Below are 21395 nucleotides of genomic sequence, written 5' to 3'. Positions count from 1 at the left end.
GCCGTCCAGCGGTTCCGCGAAGGCCCCGCTCACCCCTGGTGGGCGGGGCCTTCGGCGTTCTCCGCGACAGGCTCGTCCGCGACGGCCTTCTGCCGCTGGAGCTCCTCCGCATACTGCCGCAGATACCCGACCACCGTGTTCGTCACCGCCACCAGCGGTACGGCCACCACCGCGCCGCCGATGCCGGCCACCATGCCACCGGCGGCGACCGTGAGCACGACGGCCAGCGGGTGGACGCGGACCGCGCGGCCCAGGATGAACGGCTGCAGGACGTGGCCCTCGATCTGCTGGACCGCGAGGACGACCACCAGGGTCATGACGGCCGTGAAGACGCCCTGGGTGACCAGCGCCACGATCACCGCGAGCGCGCCGGAGGCGACCGCGCCGACGAGCGGGATGAACGAGAACAGGAAGATGAAGACGGCCAGCGGGACGGCCATCGGCACGTCCAGGAAGTAGATGCCGATGCCGATGAAGATCGCGTCGATCAGGGCGACCAGGACCGTGCCGCGCACGTACGCCGTCAGGGTGCGCCAGGCGCGCGGACCGGCGCCGGCCACACCCGGGCGGGCCGCGGCGGGCACCAGCCTCAGGAACCACTCCCAGATCCGCTTGCCGTCGTAGAGCAGGAACAGCGTCGAGAAGAACACCAGCAGGATGCTGGTGAGGGCCTCGATGATGACCTGAACGCCCTCCAGGCCCGCCGACGTTATCTGGTCGGCATTGGCGCCGATCGCCTCGCGGAGGTTCTTCGCGATCTGGTTGATCTGCTTGTCGGTGACGTGGAAGGGACTCTTCAGCAGCCAGTCGCGCAGGTCGTCGATGCCGGACTGGATCTGGGTGGAGAGCGTGTCGATGTTCTCCATGACCTGCCAGGTCACGAACCAGCCCATCAGCCCTATGACGACGAACCCGCTGATCGCGGTGAGCGCGGTGGCCGGGCCGCGCGGCACTCCGCGGCGGGTGAGCCGGGCGACCGTCGGCTGCAGCAACGCGGTGACGAGCAGGGCGATGACGAAGGCGAACACCACCAGCTGGATCGCGCTGATGACCCGCATCAGGATCCAGAGGGTGCCGGCGAGGACCAGCATGCGCCAGCCCGCCTCGGCCGCGACCCGCACACCCCAGGGCACGGCCTCGGCGGGGTCGGGGCGGTGGCCGGAGGCCGCGGGTGCGGGCCGGCGCGCGGGCGGTACGGCGGCCTCGGCGACGGGGTCGGGGTCGGCGGGCTGCGACGGGACCGGCGGGGTGACCGAGGGATCCGGGGCGGTCTCGCGCTCCACCTCCGCACGGCGCTCGTCCAGGCGCTCGCTCATCTCGGTGAGACCGGCACCGAGCCTGCCGAGCCACCCTGGCACTCGCGACATGATCCGTCCTTTTCCCCCGCGTCCCCGCGTGCTCGCCACCTCTCCTCCCCCCAGGAGGCATTGGGTACGACCGTACAGGGCGAAAGCCCCTCCCCTAAGGACGGGGAGGGGCTGCGCGAGGTTGAGTCCGACCGGCGGTGACCGGACGGGCCTAGTACCAGTGGTTGGCCGACCAGAACGACCAGGCCTGGCAGGGGCTGCCGTACCGGCTGTTCATGTAGTTGAGGCCCCACTTGATCTGGGTGGCGGGGTTGGTCCGCCAGTCGGCGCCGGCCGAGGCGTACTTGCCGGCGGGCAGGGCCTGGAAGAGGCCGTAGGCACCGGAGGAGGCGTTGGTCGCCTGATAGTTCCAGCTGGACTCGTGGTCCACGATGTTGCTGAAGCACTGGAACTGGTCGGCCGCCACCATCTGACGCGCCATCGCCTGGATCTGCGCGACGGTGTAGCTGCTCTGGACGGGGAAGCTGGAGGAGGAGCGGGCGCTGTCGCGGCTGGCCGCGGCCTTCGCCTCGGCGCGCTCCTTGGCCTCCTTGGCCGCCTTCTCGGCCGCCGCCTTCTTCGCGATGGCGGTCTCGGCAGCGGCCTTGCGGGCCGCCTCCTCGGCGTCCTTCTTGGCACTCGCGTCCGCGGCGATGGCCTGGGCGTCGGCCTGCTGCGTCAGGGACGCGGACTGGACCTGCGCCTGCTGACCCGCGGGTATGTCTGCGAGGAGCGTGGTGTCGGCTGCCGTCGCCTCGGCGTCGTTGTTGTTCTGCGCGACGCTGCCCGAGGCAACTCCGACGACGCTTCCGACGGCGGTGACCGCGGTGGCCGAGGCCACTGCGAATCCCCGGACCGAAATCCGGCTCACACGGTTTCCTTCCAGCATCGCCCGCTTCGGTGACCCTGGCGGACGCAATCGTGCCCCTGGCACTGGCCTCCCAACTGCGGGGTCACGGGAGGCACGGGCCCGGTGGGCAACCCCCCTTCCGGGGAGCGCCGCGTGGTGCTCGGGCGGCATACGACGAACTCTATGGAGTTGGTGGTGCTTCTGTGGTGCTGTACCGCTGGGGGTACAGGTGTGTCGTATGCGGGGCCTGACAGGACTGAGACTCTGCCGTAACCGGACGCCGGGTGGCAATTCTGCGTTGCGTGTGAAAGGTCACATCCCGTTTGCCCCTGGGGATTTCCGGAAAGCTCCACACGCCAAGGCGCCGCCCGGCTAGGCTCTCGACCTTTGCCGGGCGGCGCCAACTGCGTGCGGGTGGGTCAGATGTGACCGTCCTCCAGCATTTCGGTCACAAGCGCCGCGATCTGGGACCTCTCGGACCGGGTCAGCGTGACGTGCGCGAAGAGGGGATGCCCCTTCAGCTTCTCCACGACGGCGACCACTCCGTCATAGCGGCCGACGCGCAGATTGTCCCTTTGCGCCACGTCATGGGTCAGAACAACCCGTGAATTCGCGCCGATTCGGGACAGAACGGTGAGAAGCACATTCCGTTCGAGCGACTGCGCCTCGTCCACGATCACGAACGCGTCGTGCAGCGAGCGGCCGCGGATGTGGGTGAGCGGGAGGACCTCCAGCATCCCGCGCGCGGTGACCTCCTCGATGACCTCGCGGCTGGTGACCGCCGACAGCGTGTCGAAGACGGCCTGCGCCCACGGGCTCATCTTCTCCGCCTCGCTGCCCGGCAGATAGCCCAACTCCTGCCCGCCGACCGCGTACAGCGGCCGGAACACCATGACCTTCTGGTGCTGGCGGCGCTCCAGGACCGCCTCCAGGCCCGCGCACAGAGCCAGCGCCGACTTGCCGGTGCCGGCCCGGCCGCCCATCGAGACGATCCCGACGTCCGGGTCGAGCAGCAGGTCGAGCGCGATGCGCTGCTCGGCGCTGCGGCCCTTGATGCCGAACGCCTCCCGGTCGCCGCGCACCAGGCGGACGTTGCCCTCGGCGGTGATCCGGCCGAGCGCCTTGCCGCGCTCGGAGTGGATGGTCAGCCCGGTGTGCACCGGCAGCTCGGCGGCCTCGGGGACGTACAGATGGCCTTCCTCGAAGAGGATGTCCACCTGCTCGCCGGAGAGCGTCAGTTCGGACATTCCGGTCCAGCCGGAGTTCTCCGTGATGGCGAGTTCGGCGCGGTACTCCTCGGCGAGCAGACCGACGGAGGACGCCTTGATCCGCAGCGGCAGGTCCTTCGAGACGACGGTGACGTCGTACCCCTCGGCCTGCAGGTTGCGGGCCACCGCGAGGATGCGGGAGTCGTTGTCCCCCAGGCGGTAGCCGGTGGGCAGCACGCTGGGGTCCGAGTGGTTGAGCTCGACACGGACGGTCCCGCCCAGCTCCCCGATCGGGATGGGGGCGTCGAGGCGACCGTTCTTCACCCGGTAGTCGTCCAGCAGGCGCAGGGCCTGGCGGGCGAAGTAGCCGAGTTCCGGATGGTGCCGCTTGGCCTCCAGTTCCGTGACCACCACGATGGGGAGCACGACCTCGTGCTCGTCGAAGCGGGTCAGGGCGTTCGGGTCGGCCAGCAGGACGCTGGTGTCGAGAACATAGGTGCGCCGGTCTGGCTTGTGGCGCTTTGTGCTGGTCACCACGGAAGGACGTACCCCCTCGGATGAGGTCGGGGAGCGACGAGATCGAGCTGGACCGGTCGTCGGCCGCCCTGCGCGGGCCGAGAACCGGCCCTCCGCCTCTTCGTCCGCGCGTGGACCGCACGATCGGGCTGGTGCAAAGGGCCTCCCGGGCGGACGGCCCCGTGCCGCCCGCTGAGATCCGACACCCGTGGTTCGGGTGTCGACCTGTTTGGCTTATGCCCTCGAACATGCACCGCCATGCAAAAGCAGCCATCGGCGTGCCGGTGAACTCCTGGTTACATCCCGACGAATCATGGGTATGCGAACGCCCCGCTGCCTTGGTGGCCGGCGGGGCGTGCGTCGGGGCTCAGCCGCCGTAACGCCGGTGACGTGCGGCGTAGTCACGCAGGGCGCGCAGGAAGTCGACCTTGCGGAACGCGGGCCAGAAGACCTCGCAGAAGTAGTACTCGGAGTGCGCGGTCTGCCACAGCATGAATCCGGACAGCCGCTGCTCGCCGCTGGTGCGGATGACGAGGTCCGGGTCGGGCTGGGCGCCGGTGTAGAGGTGACGGCCGATCATGTCGATGTCGACGGACTCGGCGAGGTCCTCCATCGCCACGCCCTTGTCGTGGGCGTCGAGCAGCATGGAGCGCACGGCGTCGGCGATCTCCTGCCGGCCGCCGTAGCCGATGGCCACGTTGACGAGTATGCCGTCGATGTGGGCGGTGGCCTCCTCGGCCTCCTTCAGGGTGCGCTGCATGCCGCCGGGCAGCAGGTCCATCGTGCCGACGTGGTGAACGCGCCAGCGGCCGTCGGCGGCGAGCGTGCGGACGACGTCCTCGATGATGCCGAGCAGCGGGACGAGTTCCTCCTGCGGCCGGTCGAAGTTGTCCGTGGACAGCAGCCACAGGGTGACGACCTCGACGTCGGTCTCGGTGCACCAGCCGAGGAACTCCTCAATCTTGTCCGCACCGGCCCGGTGGCCGTGGACGGTGGTGGAACCGGACGCCTTCGCCCAGCGGCGGTTGCCGTCCATGATGACGCCGATGTGCTTGGGCACCTGAGCGTGGTCGAGGTGGCCCTCCACCCGGCGTGCGTAGAGCCTGACGAGCAGGCTGCGCAGGTTGTCGCGCAGGTTCACGTGGCCCTCCGGGGGTTTGGCATGGGGGGTTCGGTGCGTAAGGGTGCCCGAGCCGTCGAGCCTACCCCTGCCGGGGGCCTGGTTCTGGTTCGGGTTTGGGGATTGGGGTTCGGGGGCTTGGGGTTTCGGCCGTCTGGTGCAGGTCCGTGGGGGCTTGTCGCGCCCACACGGCTCAGCCGCGTGTCGAGCGCGGCCCCGCACCCCTTGAGAGGGGACGCCGGGCGGGCACCGAGCGGTTCCCGGGTTCCCCTCGATGGACCTGGCCGGTGTTCCCTTCGAAGGGGCCGCCGGTGGCGGGAACGAAAAACGGGCCGGTCCGTGGGGGGGAGACGGACCGGCCCGAGGGGGGGTTTCCACCATAACCCTTCGTAAGGGATGGTGGGTGCATCGGCGGGGCATAACTACTCTCCGGAATCATCCGGCGACGCCCCGGTGGGTGCGGAACACTGGATTCACGGGTGTCCCATGGCCGGTTCACAGCGGAATCCCAGGCAAAACCGATCGGATACGAAATGATTCGGAGGGATTCGGACCGGTTTACGCCATCTTGGGGATATGTCGGCACGTTGCTCCGGCGTCCCCCCGACGGACTACCCGGTCAGCGAACGGCGACTTGACGGCTCCGCTACGGCGGCCCGGGAACATCGCCCGGGGCTTCACAGCACCGCGCAGCCCCCTCCACTGCGCGGTGCCACCCGCGCTGGTTTGCCTGCGCGAATTACCTTGGTCTGAACTTATGTGAAGGATGAGGCTGATGTGAACCAGACTGGATAACGATGTGGAAACCGTTGGCAAACCGCGGGTGAATCAGCCGGGTCTGCGGACGTCGAAGAGATGCCGGGTGCTGTGCGCCACGAACGGCCTCTCCTTCTCGATCCGCTCGTGCAACGCGCGCAGTTGGGGCTCGTACGCCTCCACCGTGAATCCCGGGACCATCCACACCACCTTGCGCAGGAAGTGGACGACGGCGGCGATGTCGTGGAACTCCATCCGCAGCCGCTCCGCCCGCAGCCCGGCCACCTCCAGGCCCGCCGCCTCGGCGTCGGCCCGCTCACGCTCGGGATCCCGCGCCGAACGCACCTCCTTCGGCAGCGGCCCGAGGAAGTACTCCACCAGCTCGAAGACGCTGGCCGGCCCGACATGCTGGGCGAAGTACCTGCCACCCGGCCGCAGCACCCGGGCGATCTCGTCCCAGTACGGCCGCACCGGATGCCGGCTGAGCACCAGGTCGAACGTCCCGTCGGCGAACGGCAGCGGCGCGTCGTCCGCCGCGGCGACGACCACCACCCCGCGCGGCCGCAGCAGCGCGGTGGCCTTGGCCACGTTCGGCGGCCAGCCCTCCGTCGCGGCGGCCAGCACCGGCCGGGCGGGCTCGGCCCTGCCCAGCGCGAAGTCCAGCACCTCACCGCCGCCGGTCTGGATGTCCAGCACGGCCTCGGCCCGGCCCAGCCGCTCCCCCGCCGAGACGGCGTACCCCCACGAGGGCCGCTCCTCACTCGCCCGCCCCTCGAACCAGGAGAAGTCCCACCCTTCCGTGGGTACGGCGGCGCCCTCGGCCACGAGGTCCTCGAAGGAGCGGTTCACTGACATGCCCGCCATGATCGCAGGCTGTTGTCGGCGCGGCCTGCTAATTTCCGCCCGCATGACGACTTACTCCGCCGGAGAGAAGCAGACCCTGCACGCGAGCCTGAACCGGCACCGGGACGCCGTGCTGTGGAAGCTGGACGGCCTGGACGACGAACAGCTGCGCCGGCCGATGACACCGTCCGGCACCAACCTGCTGGGTCTGGTGAAACATCTGGCCTGCGTCGAGTACGGCTGGTTCGTGGAGACGTTCGGCGGCGAGCCCGAGCCCCTGTGGTTCGACCCGCACGACGACATGCGGGTCACCCCCGAGGAGACGACCGAGCGGATCGTCGCCTTCTACGGCCGCGCCCGCGCCGCCGCCGACGCCGTGATCACCGGCCTGCCGCTGGACACCACCGGCAGCCCGGCCTGGCGGGACATCACCGTGAGCCTGCGCTGGACGCTGGTCCACATGGTGGAGGAGACCGCGCGGCACGCCGGCCACATGGACATCCTGCGGGAGCTGATCGACGGCGCCACCGGCGACCACCCGCCGGCGGACCGGCGCTAGCCGACCAGGGACGGGGCGATGAGGGCGTAGGCCGCCTCGGCGGTCGGCGCGGTGAGCACCCCGGCGTCCAGCAGACGCCGGGCCTCCCGCGCGCCCGCGCCCTCCGGCGACCGCTGCGGTCCGTACCGCACCTCCCACAGCCGCACGAGCAGCCCGCCGAACCGGGCCGGCGGCCGGGAGACGGACACCCCGCACGGTCAGCCGGCCGGCACCGGCCTCGCGCACGCCGAGATCAACGCCCTCGCCCAGCTCCCGGCCGGTCCCCGCCACCCCGGCCACCGGCTGCACACCACCCTCGAGCCCTGCCTGTTGTGCAGCAGCGCGCCGACGGGCCGGCTTCCGGCCCGCAGGGCCTCCCAGGCCAGCTCGAAGGGCAGTTGCCAGGGCGCGGGGAGGGAGGCGGGGGCGGCACCGGGAAGGTGCGCCATCAGCGGCCCCCGCCGGTCGTCCCCCCGAGCACGAGGAGGATGTGCTCGTCGTCGCCGTGCCGGACCATGCCGGCCCGTTCGAAGCCGTGTCTCTCCAGCAGCCGGACGGAGGCGGTGTTGCCGCCGAAGGGGTCGGCGTACAGCGGCCGTACGCGCTCCAGCTCCAGGAAGAGGCCGAGGGCGCGCGTGCCGACGCCACGCCCCCAGTACGGCCGCCCGAGCCAATACCCGACGAACCGCCGCTCGCCCTCCGTCCAGGAGACGACGCTCCCGGCGGTCGCACCGCCCACCGTGACCGTCCGCACGAGGCAGTCCGGATCGCCGAGCACACGCTCCCGCCAGTGCCGCAGGAAGGCGTCCCGCGGCCGGGGAGTGAATCTCGACCGCCGGACGGCTTCCGGGTCGTGCTCATAGGCGAGGAAGACGAACAGGTCGTCGTCCGTGACGCCCCGAAGGCTCACTTCGCTGTGCTCGTCACGTTCGTCGCTCATGCCGGGCAGTGTGGCAGCCGCCACTGACAACGCCTCTCCGTCGCGTCAGCCCAGCAGGGGCCGGACCTCCTCGGCGGCGAACCGCACGAACCCCTCCGGTTCGGGCTCGTCCCCGGTCGGCTGCAGCACGACGGTGTCGGCACCGGCCTCGGCCAGCCGCCGTACGGCCGCGGCCACGGCCGCCGCGTCACCGGCGACGCCGATGTCCGTGGCCGACGCCAGCCCCTCGTCGGCGAGTTCCGCCCGCAGCCGGGCATCGGCGTCCGGGCCCGTGGCGGCGAGCAGGTAGACGACGACCGGGTGATGCTCGCCGCGCCCCGCCTCCTTCTGTCCCTCCTCGATGAGCTGCCGGGCCTGGCGTACGCCGTCCGGGGAGGTGGCGGCGGTCAGGAGGGTGCCGTCGGCCTTGGCACCGCACAGGCGCAGGGTGCGCGGCCCGGTGGCGCCGGCGAGGACGGGCACCGCCCGCTCCGGCGGCCAGTCGAGGGCGACGTCGTCCAGGGAGACGTACCGGCCCCGCACGGTGAGCCGTTCACCGCGGAACAGGGCGCGCAGGGCGTCGAGGTGCTCGCCGAGGAGGGTGAGCGGGGAGGCGGCACGGGAGCCGACCTGCCCCATCCAGTCCTGTACGCCATGCCCGACGACGACGGTGGCCCGCCCCGGGAACATCCGGTGCAGGGAGGCGGCCTCCATCGCGGTCAGCGCCACGTTCCTGAGCGGCACGGGCAGCAGCCCGACGCCGACCCGCACCCGCTCGGTCCAGGCGAGCGCCGCGGCGGCGGTCGTCATCCCGCCCTCGCGGAAACAGTCCTCCCACAGCCACAGTTCCTCAAGGCCTGCTTCGTCCGCCGCGCGGGCCACCGCCCGCAGTCGCTCGGGCGGAAGCTGGGGGCGGAAGACGACACCGAGTCCAGTCATGGACCTCTTCCTAGTGGGGAGGACGTGGGGTGACAAGTGGTTTTGTCCGGTGGAGAGTTGGCGACACCGACAGACCACGGGAGGGGACGGACATGGGCAGACGATGGCGGGACGGGGCCGGAAGGCTGATCGTGCCCCGGGGTGAGCGAACGGAGGACCCGTTGGTCCTTCCGCTGGAGATCTCGGCCTCTTACCGGGCCCGGACGAAGGGCCTGCTGGGCCGGGACTCGATCGACGGGGCGATGCTGCTGTCACCGGCGAGCGGGGTGCACACCTTCGGCATGCGCATCCCGATCGACGTCGCCTACCTGGACCGCCACCTGACCGTCCTCGCCGTCCGCACGATGCCGCCGGGCCGCCTCGGGCTGCCCCGGCTGCGGGCCCGGCACGTACTGGAGGCGGAGGCGGGGGCGATGGCGGGGTGGGGGGTGCGGGTGGGGGTGCGGTTGAGGGCGGACGTCGAAGGCGGTGCGGGCGGCTCGGTTTGAGGGCGTTGTCAGTGGTGCGTCCTAGCATCGCGTCATGAGGACTTCAGGGACGTTCGAGGTCGAGGAGTTCGTTCCGGCGGAGGTGCGGCTGCCGGAGCCGGTGGTCGGCACGGCGGTGCCGGTCGGGGTGGCCACGATGCGGAAGCGGTACGGGGGCGAGGTCGCCGGGGTGTCGCAGACGCTGTTCACCGCGGCGTACGACCAGTCCAGTGGGACCGGTACGTATGTCGCCATGGAGTCGTTCGAGGGACGTCTCGGCGGGCTGAGCGGCAGCTTCAACTTCGCCCACTCGGCGACGACCCTCGGAGAGGGCAGAGAGGCCGAGTTCTTCGTGATCGTGCCGGGGAGCGGGACGGGGGCACTGGCCGGGATCCGAGGGGCGGGCGGCCTGCGGATCGACGCGGACGGCACCCATCGGGTCTGGTTCGAGTACGAGGTGGGTGAGTAGCCGGACTTCGCGTGTCGGATTGCCCCTGGGTCACTCCTGGGTACGGGGGAAGGACACCTCGACGCGTCGGTTCTTCCGCCTTCCCTCCTCGGTGGAGTTGTCGGCGATCGGGTACTGCTCGCCGTAGCCGCGGACCTCGAAGACGACGTTCGGGTCGTTCAGGTCCTGGTCCAGGACGGCCTGTACGGCGTTGGCCCGCTGCCTGGACAGGACGTCGCCGTGGGCGGACGAACCGAGGTTGTCCGTGAAGCCGAAGACACGGACCCGGGTCGCGTTCTGCTTCTTGATCTCCTCGGCGATGGTCGCGATCCGGCCCTTCGACTCCTCGCTGAGTTTCGCGCTGTCCTTGCTGAAGAGGACCTCGGCTTGCAGAGCGAACGTGACGTCGGCGTTGGTGTCCTCGCGCCGCTCGTCCCCGCTCTGGTCCTCCACGACCGACTTGATGTCGAGCACCTTGGGCGCGGCGAGGGTGGCCCCCTCGGGGAGCTTCAGGTCGGGATCGGTGGGGTCGATCTTCACCGGGGCACTGGCGGAGGGCGCGGTGTCCGGCGGCTGACTGGGGTCGGTGTCGTCGGCTCGGGCCGGCGTGGCCGCGAGGAGGAGGGTGGCGGCGGTGAGGGTGAGGGCGAGACGGGTGGTGGTCACTTCGGCCTCACCCGGAGATCTTGATGGTGGCGGAGGAGAAGGTCGGCAGCTGGAACTCCACGCCGGTCGTGTTCGCGGGAGGGGCCGGGAACTGCATGAAGACGGCCAAGGTGGAGCCTGCCTTGAGCGTGGAGAAGCCGGTGGTCGTCAGCGGGCGGCCTTCGGTGTCGCGCAGCACGTAGTACCGCTTCTTGCCCTGCGGATCGACCAGCGTGGCCCCGCCCAGAGATCTGCCGTTCTTGATGATCTCGGTTTCGTTGCCGCTCAGTGCGGAGGGGATCACCACGGTCTGGGCCCCGTCGTTCTTCAATGTGCCGTTGACCGTGACGAATCCGCCCGTATCGCGCTGGGCCGAGGTGATCTGCAGGAGTAGGCCGTCCGAGCCCTTCAACTCTGCCAGCGGTTGGTCCGATTGCCCTTCCTGGGCGCTCGGGCCGGCGTTGCCGCCTTGGGAAGCGGACGCGGAACTGTGCGGCTTCTTGTCGTCGCCGGCACCTCCGCCGCACCCGGCCACACCGACGGCCAGACCAGCCGCAACGGTCAATGCGACCATCCCCCTGCGGGCCTTCGCAGTGAACCGAATGCTCATCGCTCCGCTTCCTTCGTCGTTGATCGTTCGCTCGTCAGTCGGCCAGGTGGACGTCGAAGAGGTCTTCGGGTTTGGGCAGCCCGGTTGTGTCGTCCGGTTTCAGATGCCAGACCTTGCCCCCGCAGGTGAGTTCGGGCAGCGCATCGCCGTTGGCACGCTCGGCGGGGGCTGTGAAGGAACAGAGAGGCTCGATCTCGGCGGTGGCGGAAGCCGTCGACCGGTACTTCTCCGACCCGGGCACGACAGACCGGCCGACGGACTTGCTGGTCTGCACGTCGACCCGGTACTTCCGCAACCCTGGCGGAAAGCAGCCATTCAGCACGGCATCGTTCTGCGCGGCGAGTTGACCGGCCCGCCGGCACGGCTCGAGTTCGGCGAACGCCACCCTGCCCTCGAAGATGTCCCGCCACTTCGCGGGATCGGGCAGCGCCTTCACCCACTGGGCAGTGAGTTGGTCACGCTCGTTCTGGGCCGCCGCGAGCGCTGCCGCGTCGGCCGCCGTCTGAGCCCCGCTGCGATTCACCGACGCCTGGCCGACAGCGAGGTAGGCCAACGCAAGAAAGAGCAGGCCTGCCACCACCGTGATGTAGATGGGGAAGGCCTGCCCTGCGTCGCGGCGTGGAGGAATCAGCCCCCGGTGACCTCGGCGATCTTGTTCGTGATCGCGTCGTAGATCGACTGGCCGATGCTCGTGCCGGTGATCGCCAGGACGATCGCCACCACCACCGCGATGATGCCGAGGTACTCCACCGCGGTCTGCCCCCTGTCGCTGCGAGCAACACGGGCCTGCAGATACGCGACGGTGGTGTTGAACCATTTGCTCACGGTTGCCCCCTCCGACTTCGCCTCCGGTCCGGGCACCGTACGGCCCGACGCTCCTGTTGCCAAAGGGCCCCAGGACCCAACTCCAGGCCCATTGCCCGCCCCGCTCTCTCCCCCGCATCCCCACCTCAAGCCACCCCCAACCACTTCGCGGCCGCCTGGGAGCGGGTGGTGCTCTGGAGTTTGGGGAAGATGCGGTTGATGTGGTTCTTGACCGTCTTCTCGGAGATGAAGCACGCGGCGGCGATCTGCTGGTTGGTCATGCCGGACGCGATGAGGTCCATGATCTCCGCCTCCCTCGTGCTCAGCCGGAAACGCGAACGGAACGACTGTCCCATAGAGGATTGCAGTTGCGAAAGAACTTCGGGTGTGTTTTTCCTTAAAAATTCCGGGGCTTCGCGTTCCGTGTGTGCAGGTGCACTTGCCTGAAGCTCCGTCAGCAATGCCTTCGCCGCACCCGGGGTCACATGCGGCCGCCCCTCCCGGACATCCCGCACCGCGCGCAGCAACTGCTCCGTCGTGAACTCGCCGTGCACCAGATATCCCCCCGCCCCCAGCCGCAAGGCCTCCCGCACGGTCTCCGTCTCGTGGCTGTAGGTGAGCATCATGACCGGCGCCAGCCGCACCAGGTGCGGCAACGCCGAGATTCCGTCGACCCCGGGCATCCGGACGTCGAGGAGGATGACGTCCGGGCGGTGTCGTACGGCCGCCTCGTAGGCCTCTCTGCCGTCCGTCGCCTCCGCCACCACCGTGGTGTCCTCGCGGCCCGAGAGCAGCGCCGTCAGGCCCGCCCGGACCACGGGGTTGTCGTCGGCCACCAACAGCCGCAACGGCGGCGTCGGCGTGGGGGCCTTCGGCCAGGGGTCACTGTGCTGCATGGCGCCTCCTCTCAGGGTTCCCGGGATGCGGGGTCGGAGCCGTTCGGGGACGACAGGGGAAGTTCCACGCGCACCTCCGTACCGCGCTCGTGGCCGCCCCGGCCGATGCGGATCCGGGCGCCCACCTGCGCGGCCCGCTCCACCATGCCGAGCAGGCCGAAGTGGCCGGAGTCACGGAGCCGTTCGAGCGTGGTGCCGGGCGGCAGGCCCCGGCCGTCGTCGCGGATCGTGAGGCGCAGCAGGTCTCCGTGCACGGCCGCCCCCACCTCCACCCGGGTCGCACGCGCATGGCGGTAGGCGTTCTCCAGCGCTTCCGTGGTGATGGACAGGAGGTGGCGGCTCGTGGGGGCGGGAAGCTCGGGGAGGCGGGCGGGGCCGGTGTCCGGACCGCCGCTGTCGTGGAGCGGCCAGGAGCAGGTGACCGGCAGGCCCGTGCGCGCTGTGAAGTCGCTCGTCAGGTCCGGCAGTTCGCGCCACATCGACGTTCCGCGCCCGGCGGGCGGGTCCGGCTGTTGTGTGCGCAGGTCCGTCAGCAGGTCCCTCGACTCCGCCGCCGCCCTGCGCGCCGAGCGGGAGACCAGTTCCGCCTGTTGCCGGATGCGGTCGGGGTCGGGGTCGCCGGCCGAGGCCGTCGCCGCCAGGCCGTCCGCCGCGAGGGCCACGCCGTACAGGGTCTTGGCCACGGAGTCGTGCATCTCGCGGGCGAGCCGGGCACGTTCCGCGCTCACCGCCTCCGCCGCCGCGAGGCGCGCCTGGACCGTCGTCAGGGCGTGGGTCGCGGCGCCGAAGCGGAGCATCAGGTTGCGCAGGGTCGAGCCCATCGCGCCGGCGATGACGCACAGGCCGGGCAGGAGGAGGGCCTCGGCGATCGGTGCGTGGCGGTCGGCCTTCAGGGTGGCGTGGACCAGCAGCAGGATCAGGGACTGGAGGGAGGCGAAGCAGGCCGCGCCCCGCCAGCTGTAGACCAGGCCGGCCAGGAGCGGCGTGCAGACGCTGACGTAGGCGAGGGTGGTGTCCGGGCCGGCCGAGACCAGGAGGAACGAGCCGAAGAGTGTGTCGGCGGCGAGGAGGCTGGGGTGGCGCAGGAGGAGCGGGCCGAAGCGCTCCCAGTCGCGGAACAGGACGTACGACACCATGAACGTCACGACCACGGCCGCGCCGACCAGGCGGACGCCCAGGCCGGGGGCCGCGTTGAGCAGCGCGGCGGGGGCCGCCACGGCGATCATGGCCAGCCGGAATCCGAAGACCTGCCGGCACATCGCCTGCAGCGCGCGGATCTGGATCTTCTCCGAGGGTTCGGCGGTGGCGGGATCCGTACCGGCGGTAGCCCTCCGCCGGCGTACCAACCAGCCGATGGCTCCGCGCACCCGGCTGCCGCCCCCGGAGAACACTCCTCCCCCGCGCCCCATCGAACCGGCCACCGTCACGTCCGCCTCACTTCCCCGTGAGCGAGCCGAAGTCCACGCCGGAGCCGAGGAGCAGGCCGGCGCCCAGCAGCAGCATCGTGGCCGGAACCATGAACGTGGTGATCATCAGCGTGGCCTTGGGCACCGCGCGGGCGGCCTTGCGGCGGGCGTTCTGGGCGTCCGTGCGGCGCATGTCCTTCGCCAGGGAGACCAGCGTGTCCACGATCGGGGCGCCCAGTTCCTCCCCCTGCTGCAGTGCCGTCACGAACATCGCCACCTGTTCGGAGTCGTTCCTCCGCCTCAGTTCCGCGAAGGCCTGGCGGCGGCTCATGCCGAGGTCCATCTGGCGCAGGGTGATGCGCAGTTCGTCGGCCCACGGGCCCTCGTAGCGGGAGGCCACGCGGTCCAGGGCCTGGCGGAAGCCGAGCCCGGCGCTGACCACCACCGCCAGCACGTCCAGGAAGTCCGGCAGCGTGCGCTCGATGACGTCCTTGCGGACCCGGATCGCCGACCAGATGCCGACCTCCGTCCAGAACGCGCCGAAGAGCAGCAGCAGTACGGCCACGAACCACTGGCCGCGCAGGAGGAAGACCAGGCAGCCCACCGCACCGAGCGCGCCGTAGACCGCCCGCCGGGCCGCGTAGCGGTCGATGGTCAGGCCGCCGGGGTTGCCCGCGAGGTCGATCTTGCGGCGGTACCTGGCCACCAGGCGTGGGCCCATCAGGCGCAGCACGGCGGGGGCGTAGCGCATGCCCATCCGGTCGATGACCGAGCCGACCGCGCCGGTGCGGGTGGCACCGACCTCCAGGGCCAGCGCCAGGTCACCGGGGAGTTTCGCGTCCGCGCGGTACATCCGGATGCCGGCGAAGGCGCCCCAGACGCCGAGCCCCATCAGCAGGGCGAGCAGAAATCCAACCATCGGACCGGCCGCCTCCTCACACGTCGATCCGGCTCAGGCGCCGGATGAGGACGAATCCGACGGCGTACATGGCGAAGGCGATGAGCACGCAGGCCTGGCCGACGGGTGAGCCGGTCATGCGGGCCAGCGCGCCGTCCTTGACGGCGTTCATGAGGAAGAGCGCGCCGACGCCGAGGACGGGGACGGCGTACGACGTCATGGTCACCTGGGAGAGCTGGGTGCGGATCTCACGCCGGGTCTCCTTGCGTTCCTCCAGGGTCTCGGTCAGGTTGCGCAGGGCCGACACCACCTGGCCTCCCGCCCGGTTGGACAGGATGAGGGTCGTGACGAGGACGACCAGCTCCCGGGACGGCAGGCGGTCCGCCAGTTCGCCCAGCGCGTCGTCGAGGGAGTGGCCGATGGCCAACTGGTCGGCGACCTTGGCCAGTTCCTCGCCCGCCGGGGCCTCCAGCTCCTCCGCCGCCATGCCGATCGCGGTGCGCAGGGCGAGGCCGGCCTGGGTGGCGTTGGCCAGGATGCGGGCGAGTTCGGGGAGTTGGTTGATGAAGCGCTCGATGCGTTTCTGCCGCTGCCAGTTGAGGAACTGCACCGCCGCCCAGACGCCGAGGAGGCCGGCGAGCGGCCCGAAGAAGGGGGCCAGGGTGGCCTGGCCGATCAGCCACAGCGCGGCGACCGTGGCGAGCATGTAGACGAAGAACTCACCCGGGGTGACGTCCAGTCCGGTCGCCGCCAGGCGCAGTTCCAGCCGGCGGCCGAGGCGGGTGCGGCGCAACCGCCGGTCCAGGTCGCGGAAGCGGCGCCTGCGGCCGGCCGCCGGGACCGGGCCGGTGTGGGTGAGCCGGTCCACGAGGGCCGCGCGCTGGGCCCGGCCCGAGGCGTAGGCGTGGACGCCGGCCACCGCCAGGACGCAGGTCAGCAGCGTCACGCCGGTGGTGAGCTGGACGAGGGTGTGGAGTTCCATGGGGGGCCTACCTGGCTTCTCGGGTGGCGAGCTGGTCCACGGAGTGGGCGACTCCGAAGGCCTGCGGGACGGGCTGGCTCGCCATGTAGAGGCGGTCCGCGCTGCGGCGCGGCAGCGGGAAGTACCGGAAGCTGCCGTACACGCGGCCGTCGGGGGTCATGGGCTGGGCGTCGAACCGGGCCACGGTGGCGATCCGGTACGGCTCCCCGCCATGGCTGTCGAGGAGCGCGATCTCGGTGATCCGGCGGGCGCCGTCGGCGAACCGGGTGAGCTGGACGATGACGTCGACCGCGCTGTTGATCTGGTCGTGCAGGGCTGCGAAGGGCACCTCGACGTCGGACATGGAGGCGAGGGTCTGCAGCCGGGTGAGCGCGTCCTCGGCGCTGTTGGCGTGCACCGTCGCCAGCGATCCGTCGTGGCCCGTCGACATCGCCTGGAGCATGTCGAGGGACTCGCCGCCACGGACCTCACCGACCACGATCCGGTCCGGGCGCATGCGCAGCGAGTTGCGGACCAGGTCGCGGATGGTGACCTGGCCCTTGCCCTCGACGTTCGGCGGCCGCGCCTCCAGCCGGACCACATGCGTCTGCTGCAGCTGGAGCTCGGCGGAGTCCTCGATGGTGATGATGCGCTCGTGGGACGGGATCAGACCCGACAGCGCGTTCAACAGGGTCGTCTTCCCGGTGCCCGTGGCGCCGGAGACGATGATGTTGAACTTCGCCTGCACCAGCCCGGCCAGCAGGTACACCATGTGTTCGTCCAGCGAGCCGAAGGAGATCAGCTCCTGGAGGGTGAAGGAGCGCGGGAAGCGGCGGATGGTGAGGATCGGGCCGGTCAGGGAGAGCGGCGGGATGATGACGTTGACGCGCTCGCCGGAGGGCAGCCGGGCGTCCACCATCGGGTTGGACTCGTCCACCCGGCGGTTGACCGTGGACACGATCCGCTCGATGGTCTGCATCAGCTGGTCGGCGGAGACGAACCGGAGCGGCAACTGCTCGACGCGGCCGCCGCGTTCCACGAAGATCGCGTCGGGTCCGTTCACCATGATCTCGGTGATCGACGCGTCCTCCAGCAACGGTTCCAGGATGCCGAGGCCCAGCGCCTCGTCCACGACCCGGCGGATCAGCTGTGAGCGCTCCACGGTCGACAGCACCGGGCCCTCGCGGCTGATGATGTGCCCGAGCACCCGCTCGAGGCGGGCCCGGCGCTCGGCCGCCGCGAGCGAGCTCATCTCCGCGAGGTCGATCTCCTCCAGCAGCTTGGCCCGGTAGGAGGCGACCAGATGCCCGTCCTCGCCCCGGCTGCCGTGCTCCTCCGGAGTGCTGATGCGTGCCCGCAGGCTCATGTCGGCACCTCCTCGCTTAGTGGTCGAGCGGCATGGTGGCGGACTTGGTGGCGTTGCCGAAGTCCCAGATGATCTTCGGGATCCTCACCGTGGCGGTGACGGTGACCGAGCCCGCACCACCGCCTGACCTGCCGCACGACACGGTGAGCCCGCCGCTGACCGCCTGGACGCAGGCCTGCTGCGGGTCCTGCTCCAGGGACGCGGCCCGGGCCCCCGCCCTGGCCGCCGTACCGGCCTGCTCGGCGGCGTAGGCGACGGCCCCGATCTGGATGCCGGCCATGGCCACGATCAGGAGGACCGGAAGGAAACCGAGGTACTCGATGGCGACTTGGCCCCTGTCCCGCCGTCCGCGCCGGTACGACATCTCAGCGCTTCACCTCCTCGACGGCGCCGGCGTGACCGGTCACGTGGGCCGGGAAGTCGATGAGCCCGGGGAAGAGGACGGGAACCCTGAGCCTCACGTCCACGCTCACATAGCCGGTCTGGTCGCACCCGCTCACCTCGGCACCCCCTTGCCACGCCCCCGACAGATGCTTCAGTGCCGCCTGCCGGCAGACCCCGGACCGTTCCCCTCGCGGCGCAGCCGTCCCGGCCCGCACCGCCTCGTCCGCAGCATTCCCGGCGAGCGTGAAGGTGTACCCCACGAGCACGGCCTGCCACACGAGCACCAAGGTCAGAATGATCAGCGGCGTCATCCCGAGGAACTCGATGCTCACCTGCCCCCGATCGCCACCCGGCCTCCTCATGGAGCGCTCACTCCTTCCGCCGCCGGAACCCACCCGGACCGCGCCCGCTCCCCCGATGGGCCGCGGTCCCCTCGGTGGCCCGCACGAGCCCCAGCTCCCCCGCGAGCCCCCACAAGGCCTGCTTCACGGAACTCCTGTTGTCCAGCTCGTGCACCCGCCCGGCGTCGACAACGGCCTGAAGTTCCTTGAAGTTGGCGGGAATGGCCGTACGCGCCAGCGCCGTCCCGGTGATGCGCTGCACGAGCGCGGGCTGGATCTCCGTGCTGCGCGTGTGCCGGTTGACGACCACGGTCGTCTCCTCGGCCTTGCGGATCTGCAGCCGGTCCCACATCCGTACGGTCCGCTTGGCGGCGCGGACGGCGATGACGTCCGGCGTGGTGAGCAGCAGCGCGGTGTCGGCCATCTCCACCACCGCCGCACCCGCCCCGCTCAGCTGCGCGCCGCAGTCGACGACGACCACCTCGTAGCGCGAGCGCAGGGCGCTGACGATCTGGCGGGCGACGCGGTCGGTGACCTCCTCGCCGCGTTCGCCCTCGCCGGGCGCGAGGAGCAGGGCGAGCCCGGTGTCGTGGCGGAAGACGGCGTCGGCGAGGACGCGGGGGGAGATGTCGGTGATGGCGGCGAGGTCGACCACGGACCGCCGGAACTGGATGTCCAGGTAGGAGGCGACGTCCCCGGTCTGCAGATCCAGGTCGAGCAGAGCCGTCGGCCGCCCGGAGGCCTGCGCGGCGAGGGCCAGCTGGATCGCCGCCAGGGTGGCGCCCACGCCGCCCTTGGCGCCGCTGACCGTGACGACCGTGCCGCCGACTCCGCCGAACACGTCGGACCCGTGGCCGAGATGACGCCGTACCCCCGTCGACCACTGGGCGACGGCCTGGACCCGGCTGGCGAGTTCCTCGTACGACAGCGGGAGCGCGACCAGGCCGCGGGCGCCGGAGTCCATGGCGGCGGAGAACAGGCCGGGGCCGGCGTCGGTGGTCACGAGGATGACGCCGACGGCGGGGAAGCGCAGCGCGACCTCGCGGATCAGCTCCAGGGCCGGTACCGGGCCGATCCGCTCGTGGACGACCACGACCTCGGGCAGTTCGTCCACGGACTCGGCGGCGAGGCGGGCGAGGGTGTCGACGAGCTGGGTCGAGTCGCCGGCCGGCGGCTGTGGTTCGGCGTCCGGAAGCTGGCTGAGCAGGGTGGTGAGGGAGCGTACGGCGTCCGGGTCGGCTCCCGCCGGGAGGATCCTGGTAGGCATGCGGGCCGCCTCTCACTTGTCCGTCGCGAGTTCGTAGGTGCGGTCCTTGTCGGGGACGCTGGTCTCGCTGCCGGGCGCCACCAGCGCGAGCCGGACGCGTTGGGCGAAGGACTCGGCGTAGGTGATGCGCTGGGCGTCGAGGGTGGACAGCGCGAAGGTGATGGGGACGGCCTCACTGGGCTGCTGCTGGTTCTTGCTCTGGTCCGGGTCGAGGGCGGTGATCTGGCCGACGTCGAGGACCCGGGCATCGGTGACGATGATCTTCGACTGGTCCGGGTCGCCTTCCTTCTTTCCGGCGAAGGTGGCGTACACGTTGACGTGCGATCCGGGGGTGATCTTCCCCGCCACGCCGGTCGCCGCGTCGATCATGATGGCGACCTCCTGCTGTCCGGGCTGGAGGGCGGGCTGGTCGACGATCATGTCGGTCTGGAGCAGCGAGCCCTTGCGCAGGGTGGTGACCGCGATCTTGCCCTGGATCTGCCGCAGATCCGTGACCGCGTTGCCGGACAGCCACCGCCTGGGCATCTCGATCTTCTCGAACTGCCCGGCGTCCAGGGTGGTGTACGGCTTCACGTCGGACCGCACCCGGTAGGCGGTGACCTCCGGGCCGACCTTGGAATCGACGTTGCGGACGACGGAGAGCACGCCGGCGAACGCGCCGAGAGCGCACAGGACCGACAGGATCAGGAGTATCACGCCGCGGCGCTGACGGGAGTTCATGAACCGTGCAACCTCATTGGGGGAATCGGTCGAGCGGGATGCGGACTTGCTGGTCGGGTCAGGCGGGCGTGCGCCGTTCCAGGGCGCGGGGCGCGGCGGGTTCGTAGGCGGGCGGGGTGGCGGAGCAGAAGACGCAGCGGTCGCCGATGACGTCCAGTCCGCACCAGTGGCAGACGGTCTGCCGTACCGACGTGACCAGCTGGTACAGAACGGACAGATCGGCGAGGTGGCTGCAGAACTCGGTCATGCGGCCCGTGCCCCACCACACCGGGGACTCGGCGGGCAGCGGGACCTCGCGCAGGCCGTGCACGCTCCACTGCCCCGCGAGCCCGGCGACCCAGTCACTCTGTGTCTGCCCCTTGGCGACGAGCATCCAGGTGCTGAACTCGGGCCCCTTGAGCGTGACGCCGGGCCCTATCCGCACGAGCTGGGGTTCGGGATGCGCGAGCACGGCGAACTGGCTGCCGGGAACCCAGGACTTGGCGTGCGCCTTCAGCCCGACCGGCACCCGGTCCAGCTTGGCGACCGAGCCGAGCACGGCCCCGGCGTGGATGTAGTGGGTGAGCAGCCGCCCGGCGGAGGCGAGCACGCCGGGGCTCAGATCGCAGGAGGCGAGCTGCCGCAGCTGGCGGGCGAGAACGGCGATGCCCAGCGGGGGCAGCTCCGGCCGGAAGAGGGCGATGCGATCGCTCTCCAGCAGCGAGCGCAGGGTGTGCAGCCGTCGTACGACGGATTCCGAGGTGGCGGTCGAGCACACGACGACCACGTATCCGTACTGCTCGGTCAGGGCGTGGAGTTCGGTGAGCGCCTGCTCCAGGGGCCGCTGGTCGAGGCCTGCGAGCACGACGGCGGGCATGGTCCGTTCGTCCTGCGCCGGCAGTGCCATGTCGGCACTGGTCACGGCGATGGCAGTTGGCACGCGCAGCTCCCCGCTCTTCACACCCGTCGGCCCACAGAGGTAACTCCCGTGCGCCGGGACGACTTCACTGCGTGACTACGTGAGCACTGTAACCACGGCCGGATGACCGGAGAACAGCGTTTGTGAAGCTCGCGTGGAACTCTCTGTTCACAACTCCGGCCAAATACGGACAGCTTGAGTGGCGATCCGGAAGCCGATTTGGTCTGGACCTCTTGACACCCCGATTGG

The 21395-nt window shown here is 70.7% G+C and carries 25 protein-coding genes; 3 read left to right on the top strand and 22 right to left on the bottom strand.

Annotated features, from left to right (window positions below; translation table 11 throughout):
- Nucleotides 1-29 precede the first annotated feature (29 nt).
- From ACQPXS_RS29305 to ACQPXS_RS29285, 5 genes are all read right to left on the bottom strand, one after another.
- Nucleotides 30-1367, bottom strand: coding sequence for an AI-2E family transporter (locus tag ACQPXS_RS29305; protein ID WP_433452242.1), 1338 nt, complete (start codon nucleotides 1365-1367; stop codon nucleotides 30-32).
- A gap of 151 nt (nucleotides 1368-1518) precedes the next feature.
- Nucleotides 1519-2217 (bottom strand): lytic transglycosylase domain-containing protein, encoded by a 699-nt coding sequence (locus tag ACQPXS_RS29300; RefSeq protein WP_351799113.1) that lies wholly within the window; start codon nucleotides 2215-2217, stop codon nucleotides 1519-1521.
- A 398-nt stretch (nucleotides 2218-2615) separates the two neighbouring features.
- Entirely contained in the window at nucleotides 2616-3941 is a 1326-nt protein-coding gene (locus ACQPXS_RS29295; protein WP_330338055.1) for a PhoH family protein, read from the bottom strand.
- Nucleotides 3942-4287: 346 nt separating this feature from the next.
- Nucleotides 4288-5061: an isoprenyl transferase gene (locus ACQPXS_RS29290; protein WP_351799108.1), complete on the bottom strand. Its 774-nt coding sequence runs from the start codon at nucleotides 5059-5061 to the stop codon at nucleotides 4288-4290.
- An 807-nt stretch (nucleotides 5062-5868) separates the two neighbouring features.
- Nucleotides 5869-6651: a methyltransferase domain-containing protein gene (locus tag ACQPXS_RS29285; protein ID WP_433452240.1), complete on the bottom strand. Its 783-nt coding sequence runs from the start codon at nucleotides 6649-6651 to the stop codon at nucleotides 5869-5871.
- A 52-nt stretch (nucleotides 6652-6703) separates the two neighbouring features.
- Here ACQPXS_RS29285 and ACQPXS_RS29280 point away from each other — a divergent pair, with 52 nt between their 5' ends.
- Nucleotides 6704-7198: a DinB family protein gene (locus ACQPXS_RS29280; protein ID WP_365321970.1), complete on the top strand. Its 495-nt coding sequence runs from the start codon at nucleotides 6704-6706 to the stop codon at nucleotides 7196-7198.
- Here the strand turns inward: ACQPXS_RS29280 and ACQPXS_RS29275 are convergent.
- The 3 genes from ACQPXS_RS29275 to ACQPXS_RS29265 all read right to left on the bottom strand — a co-directional run bounded on the left by ACQPXS_RS29275 (nucleotide 7195) and on the right by ACQPXS_RS29265 (nucleotide 9035).
- Nucleotides 7195-7386 (bottom strand): hypothetical protein, encoded by a 192-nt coding sequence (locus ACQPXS_RS29275; protein WP_351799100.1) that lies wholly within the window; start codon nucleotides 7384-7386, stop codon nucleotides 7195-7197. The genes ACQPXS_RS29280 and ACQPXS_RS29275 overlap by 4 nt on opposite strands.
- Before the next feature lie 239 nt (nucleotides 7387-7625).
- Nucleotides 7626-8117 (bottom strand): GNAT family N-acetyltransferase, encoded by a 492-nt coding sequence (locus tag ACQPXS_RS29270; protein ID WP_433452238.1) that lies wholly within the window; start codon nucleotides 8115-8117, stop codon nucleotides 7626-7628.
- Nucleotides 8118-8162: 45 nt separating this feature from the next.
- Nucleotides 8163-9035, bottom strand: coding sequence for an LLM class flavin-dependent oxidoreductase (locus ACQPXS_RS29265; RefSeq protein ID WP_433452236.1), 873 nt, complete (start codon nucleotides 9033-9035; stop codon nucleotides 8163-8165).
- Between the two features lie 92 nt (nucleotides 9036-9127).
- Here ACQPXS_RS29265 and ACQPXS_RS29260 point away from each other — a divergent pair, with 92 nt between their 5' ends.
- The gene (locus tag ACQPXS_RS29260; RefSeq protein ID WP_433452235.1) at nucleotides 9128-9523 is read left to right on the top strand and encodes a DUF192 domain-containing protein; all 396 of its coding nucleotides are present in this window, start codon (nucleotides 9128-9130) and stop codon (nucleotides 9521-9523) included.
- A gap of 34 nt (nucleotides 9524-9557) precedes the next feature.
- On the top strand, nucleotides 9558-9971 hold the full coding sequence (locus tag ACQPXS_RS29255; protein WP_433452233.1) for a DUF3224 domain-containing protein: 414 nt from the start codon (nucleotides 9558-9560) through the stop codon (nucleotides 9969-9971).
- A 30-nt stretch (nucleotides 9972-10001) separates the two neighbouring features.
- On the opposite strand, the gene ACQPXS_RS29250 is transcribed toward ACQPXS_RS29255, so the two are convergent.
- The 14 genes from ACQPXS_RS29250 to ACQPXS_RS29185 form a co-directional block, all read right to left on the bottom strand.
- Nucleotides 10002-10616, bottom strand: a complete 615-nt coding sequence (locus tag ACQPXS_RS29250) for an OmpA family protein (RefSeq protein ID WP_433452231.1) — start codon at nucleotides 10614-10616, stop codon at nucleotides 10002-10004.
- Between the two features lie 7 nt (nucleotides 10617-10623).
- Nucleotides 10624-11205: a hypothetical protein gene (locus tag ACQPXS_RS29245; protein ID WP_433452230.1), complete on the bottom strand. Its 582-nt coding sequence runs from the start codon at nucleotides 11203-11205 to the stop codon at nucleotides 10624-10626.
- Between the two features lie 34 nt (nucleotides 11206-11239).
- A complete protein-coding gene (locus ACQPXS_RS29240) occupies nucleotides 11240-11836 on the bottom strand; it encodes a pilus assembly protein TadG-related protein (protein ID WP_433455998.1) in 597 nt (198 codons plus the stop codon).
- Nucleotides 11833-12030 carry a Flp family type IVb pilin gene (locus ACQPXS_RS29235; RefSeq protein WP_365321953.1) on the bottom strand — a complete coding sequence of 66 codons (198 nt, stop codon included), beginning with the start codon at nucleotides 12028-12030 and terminating at the stop codon, nucleotides 11833-11835. Before ACQPXS_RS29235 ends, ACQPXS_RS29240 begins: the two co-directional genes overlap by 4 nt.
- A gap of 125 nt (nucleotides 12031-12155) precedes the next feature.
- Nucleotides 12156-12905 carry a response regulator gene (locus tag ACQPXS_RS29230; protein WP_433452229.1) on the bottom strand — a complete coding sequence of 250 codons (750 nt, stop codon included), beginning with the start codon at nucleotides 12903-12905 and terminating at the stop codon, nucleotides 12156-12158.
- A gap of 11 nt (nucleotides 12906-12916) precedes the next feature.
- The gene (locus ACQPXS_RS29225; protein WP_433455996.1) at nucleotides 12917-14314 is read right to left on the bottom strand and encodes a sensor histidine kinase; all 1398 of its coding nucleotides are present in this window, start codon (nucleotides 14312-14314) and stop codon (nucleotides 12917-12919) included.
- Between the two features lie 25 nt (nucleotides 14315-14339).
- Nucleotides 14340-15230, bottom strand: coding sequence for a DUF5936 domain-containing protein (locus ACQPXS_RS29220; protein WP_351799079.1), 891 nt, complete (start codon nucleotides 15228-15230; stop codon nucleotides 14340-14342).
- Between the two features lie 16 nt (nucleotides 15231-15246).
- A complete protein-coding gene (locus ACQPXS_RS29215; protein ID WP_433452227.1) occupies nucleotides 15247-16191 on the bottom strand; it encodes a type II secretion system F family protein in 945 nt (314 codons plus the stop codon).
- A gap of 7 nt (nucleotides 16192-16198) precedes the next feature.
- Nucleotides 16199-17536, bottom strand: a complete 1338-nt coding sequence (locus ACQPXS_RS29210; RefSeq protein WP_351799074.1) for a CpaF family protein — start codon at nucleotides 17534-17536, stop codon at nucleotides 16199-16201.
- Between the two features lie 16 nt (nucleotides 17537-17552).
- Nucleotides 17553-17900 carry a TadE/TadG family type IV pilus assembly protein gene (locus tag ACQPXS_RS29205; protein WP_433452225.1) on the bottom strand — a complete coding sequence of 116 codons (348 nt, stop codon included), beginning with the start codon at nucleotides 17898-17900 and terminating at the stop codon, nucleotides 17553-17555.
- Between the two features lies 1 nt (nucleotide 17901).
- Nucleotides 17902-18282 (bottom strand): TadE family protein, encoded by a 381-nt coding sequence (locus ACQPXS_RS29200; protein ID WP_351799068.1) that lies wholly within the window; start codon nucleotides 18280-18282, stop codon nucleotides 17902-17904.
- Nucleotides 18283-18289: 7 nt separating this feature from the next.
- A complete protein-coding gene (locus tag ACQPXS_RS29195) occupies nucleotides 18290-19528 on the bottom strand; it encodes a P-loop NTPase (RefSeq protein ID WP_433452224.1) in 1239 nt (412 codons plus the stop codon).
- Nucleotides 19529-19540: 12 nt separating this feature from the next.
- Entirely contained in the window at nucleotides 19541-20248 is a 708-nt protein-coding gene (gene cpaB, locus ACQPXS_RS29190) for a Flp pilus assembly protein CpaB (protein WP_433452222.1), read from the bottom strand.
- 58 nt (nucleotides 20249-20306) lie between these two features.
- Nucleotides 20307-21167, bottom strand: a complete 861-nt coding sequence (locus ACQPXS_RS29185) for a hypothetical protein (RefSeq protein ID WP_433452221.1) — start codon at nucleotides 21165-21167, stop codon at nucleotides 20307-20309.
- Nucleotides 21168-21395: the final 228 nt, after the last annotated feature.

The sequence above is a fragment of the Streptomyces sp. CA-142005 genome (genome assembly GCF_050942335.1).
Classification (GTDB): Bacteria; Actinomycetota; Actinomycetes; order Streptomycetales; family Streptomycetaceae; genus Streptomyces.
This window is presented reverse-complemented; position numbering and strand designations above follow the sequence as displayed.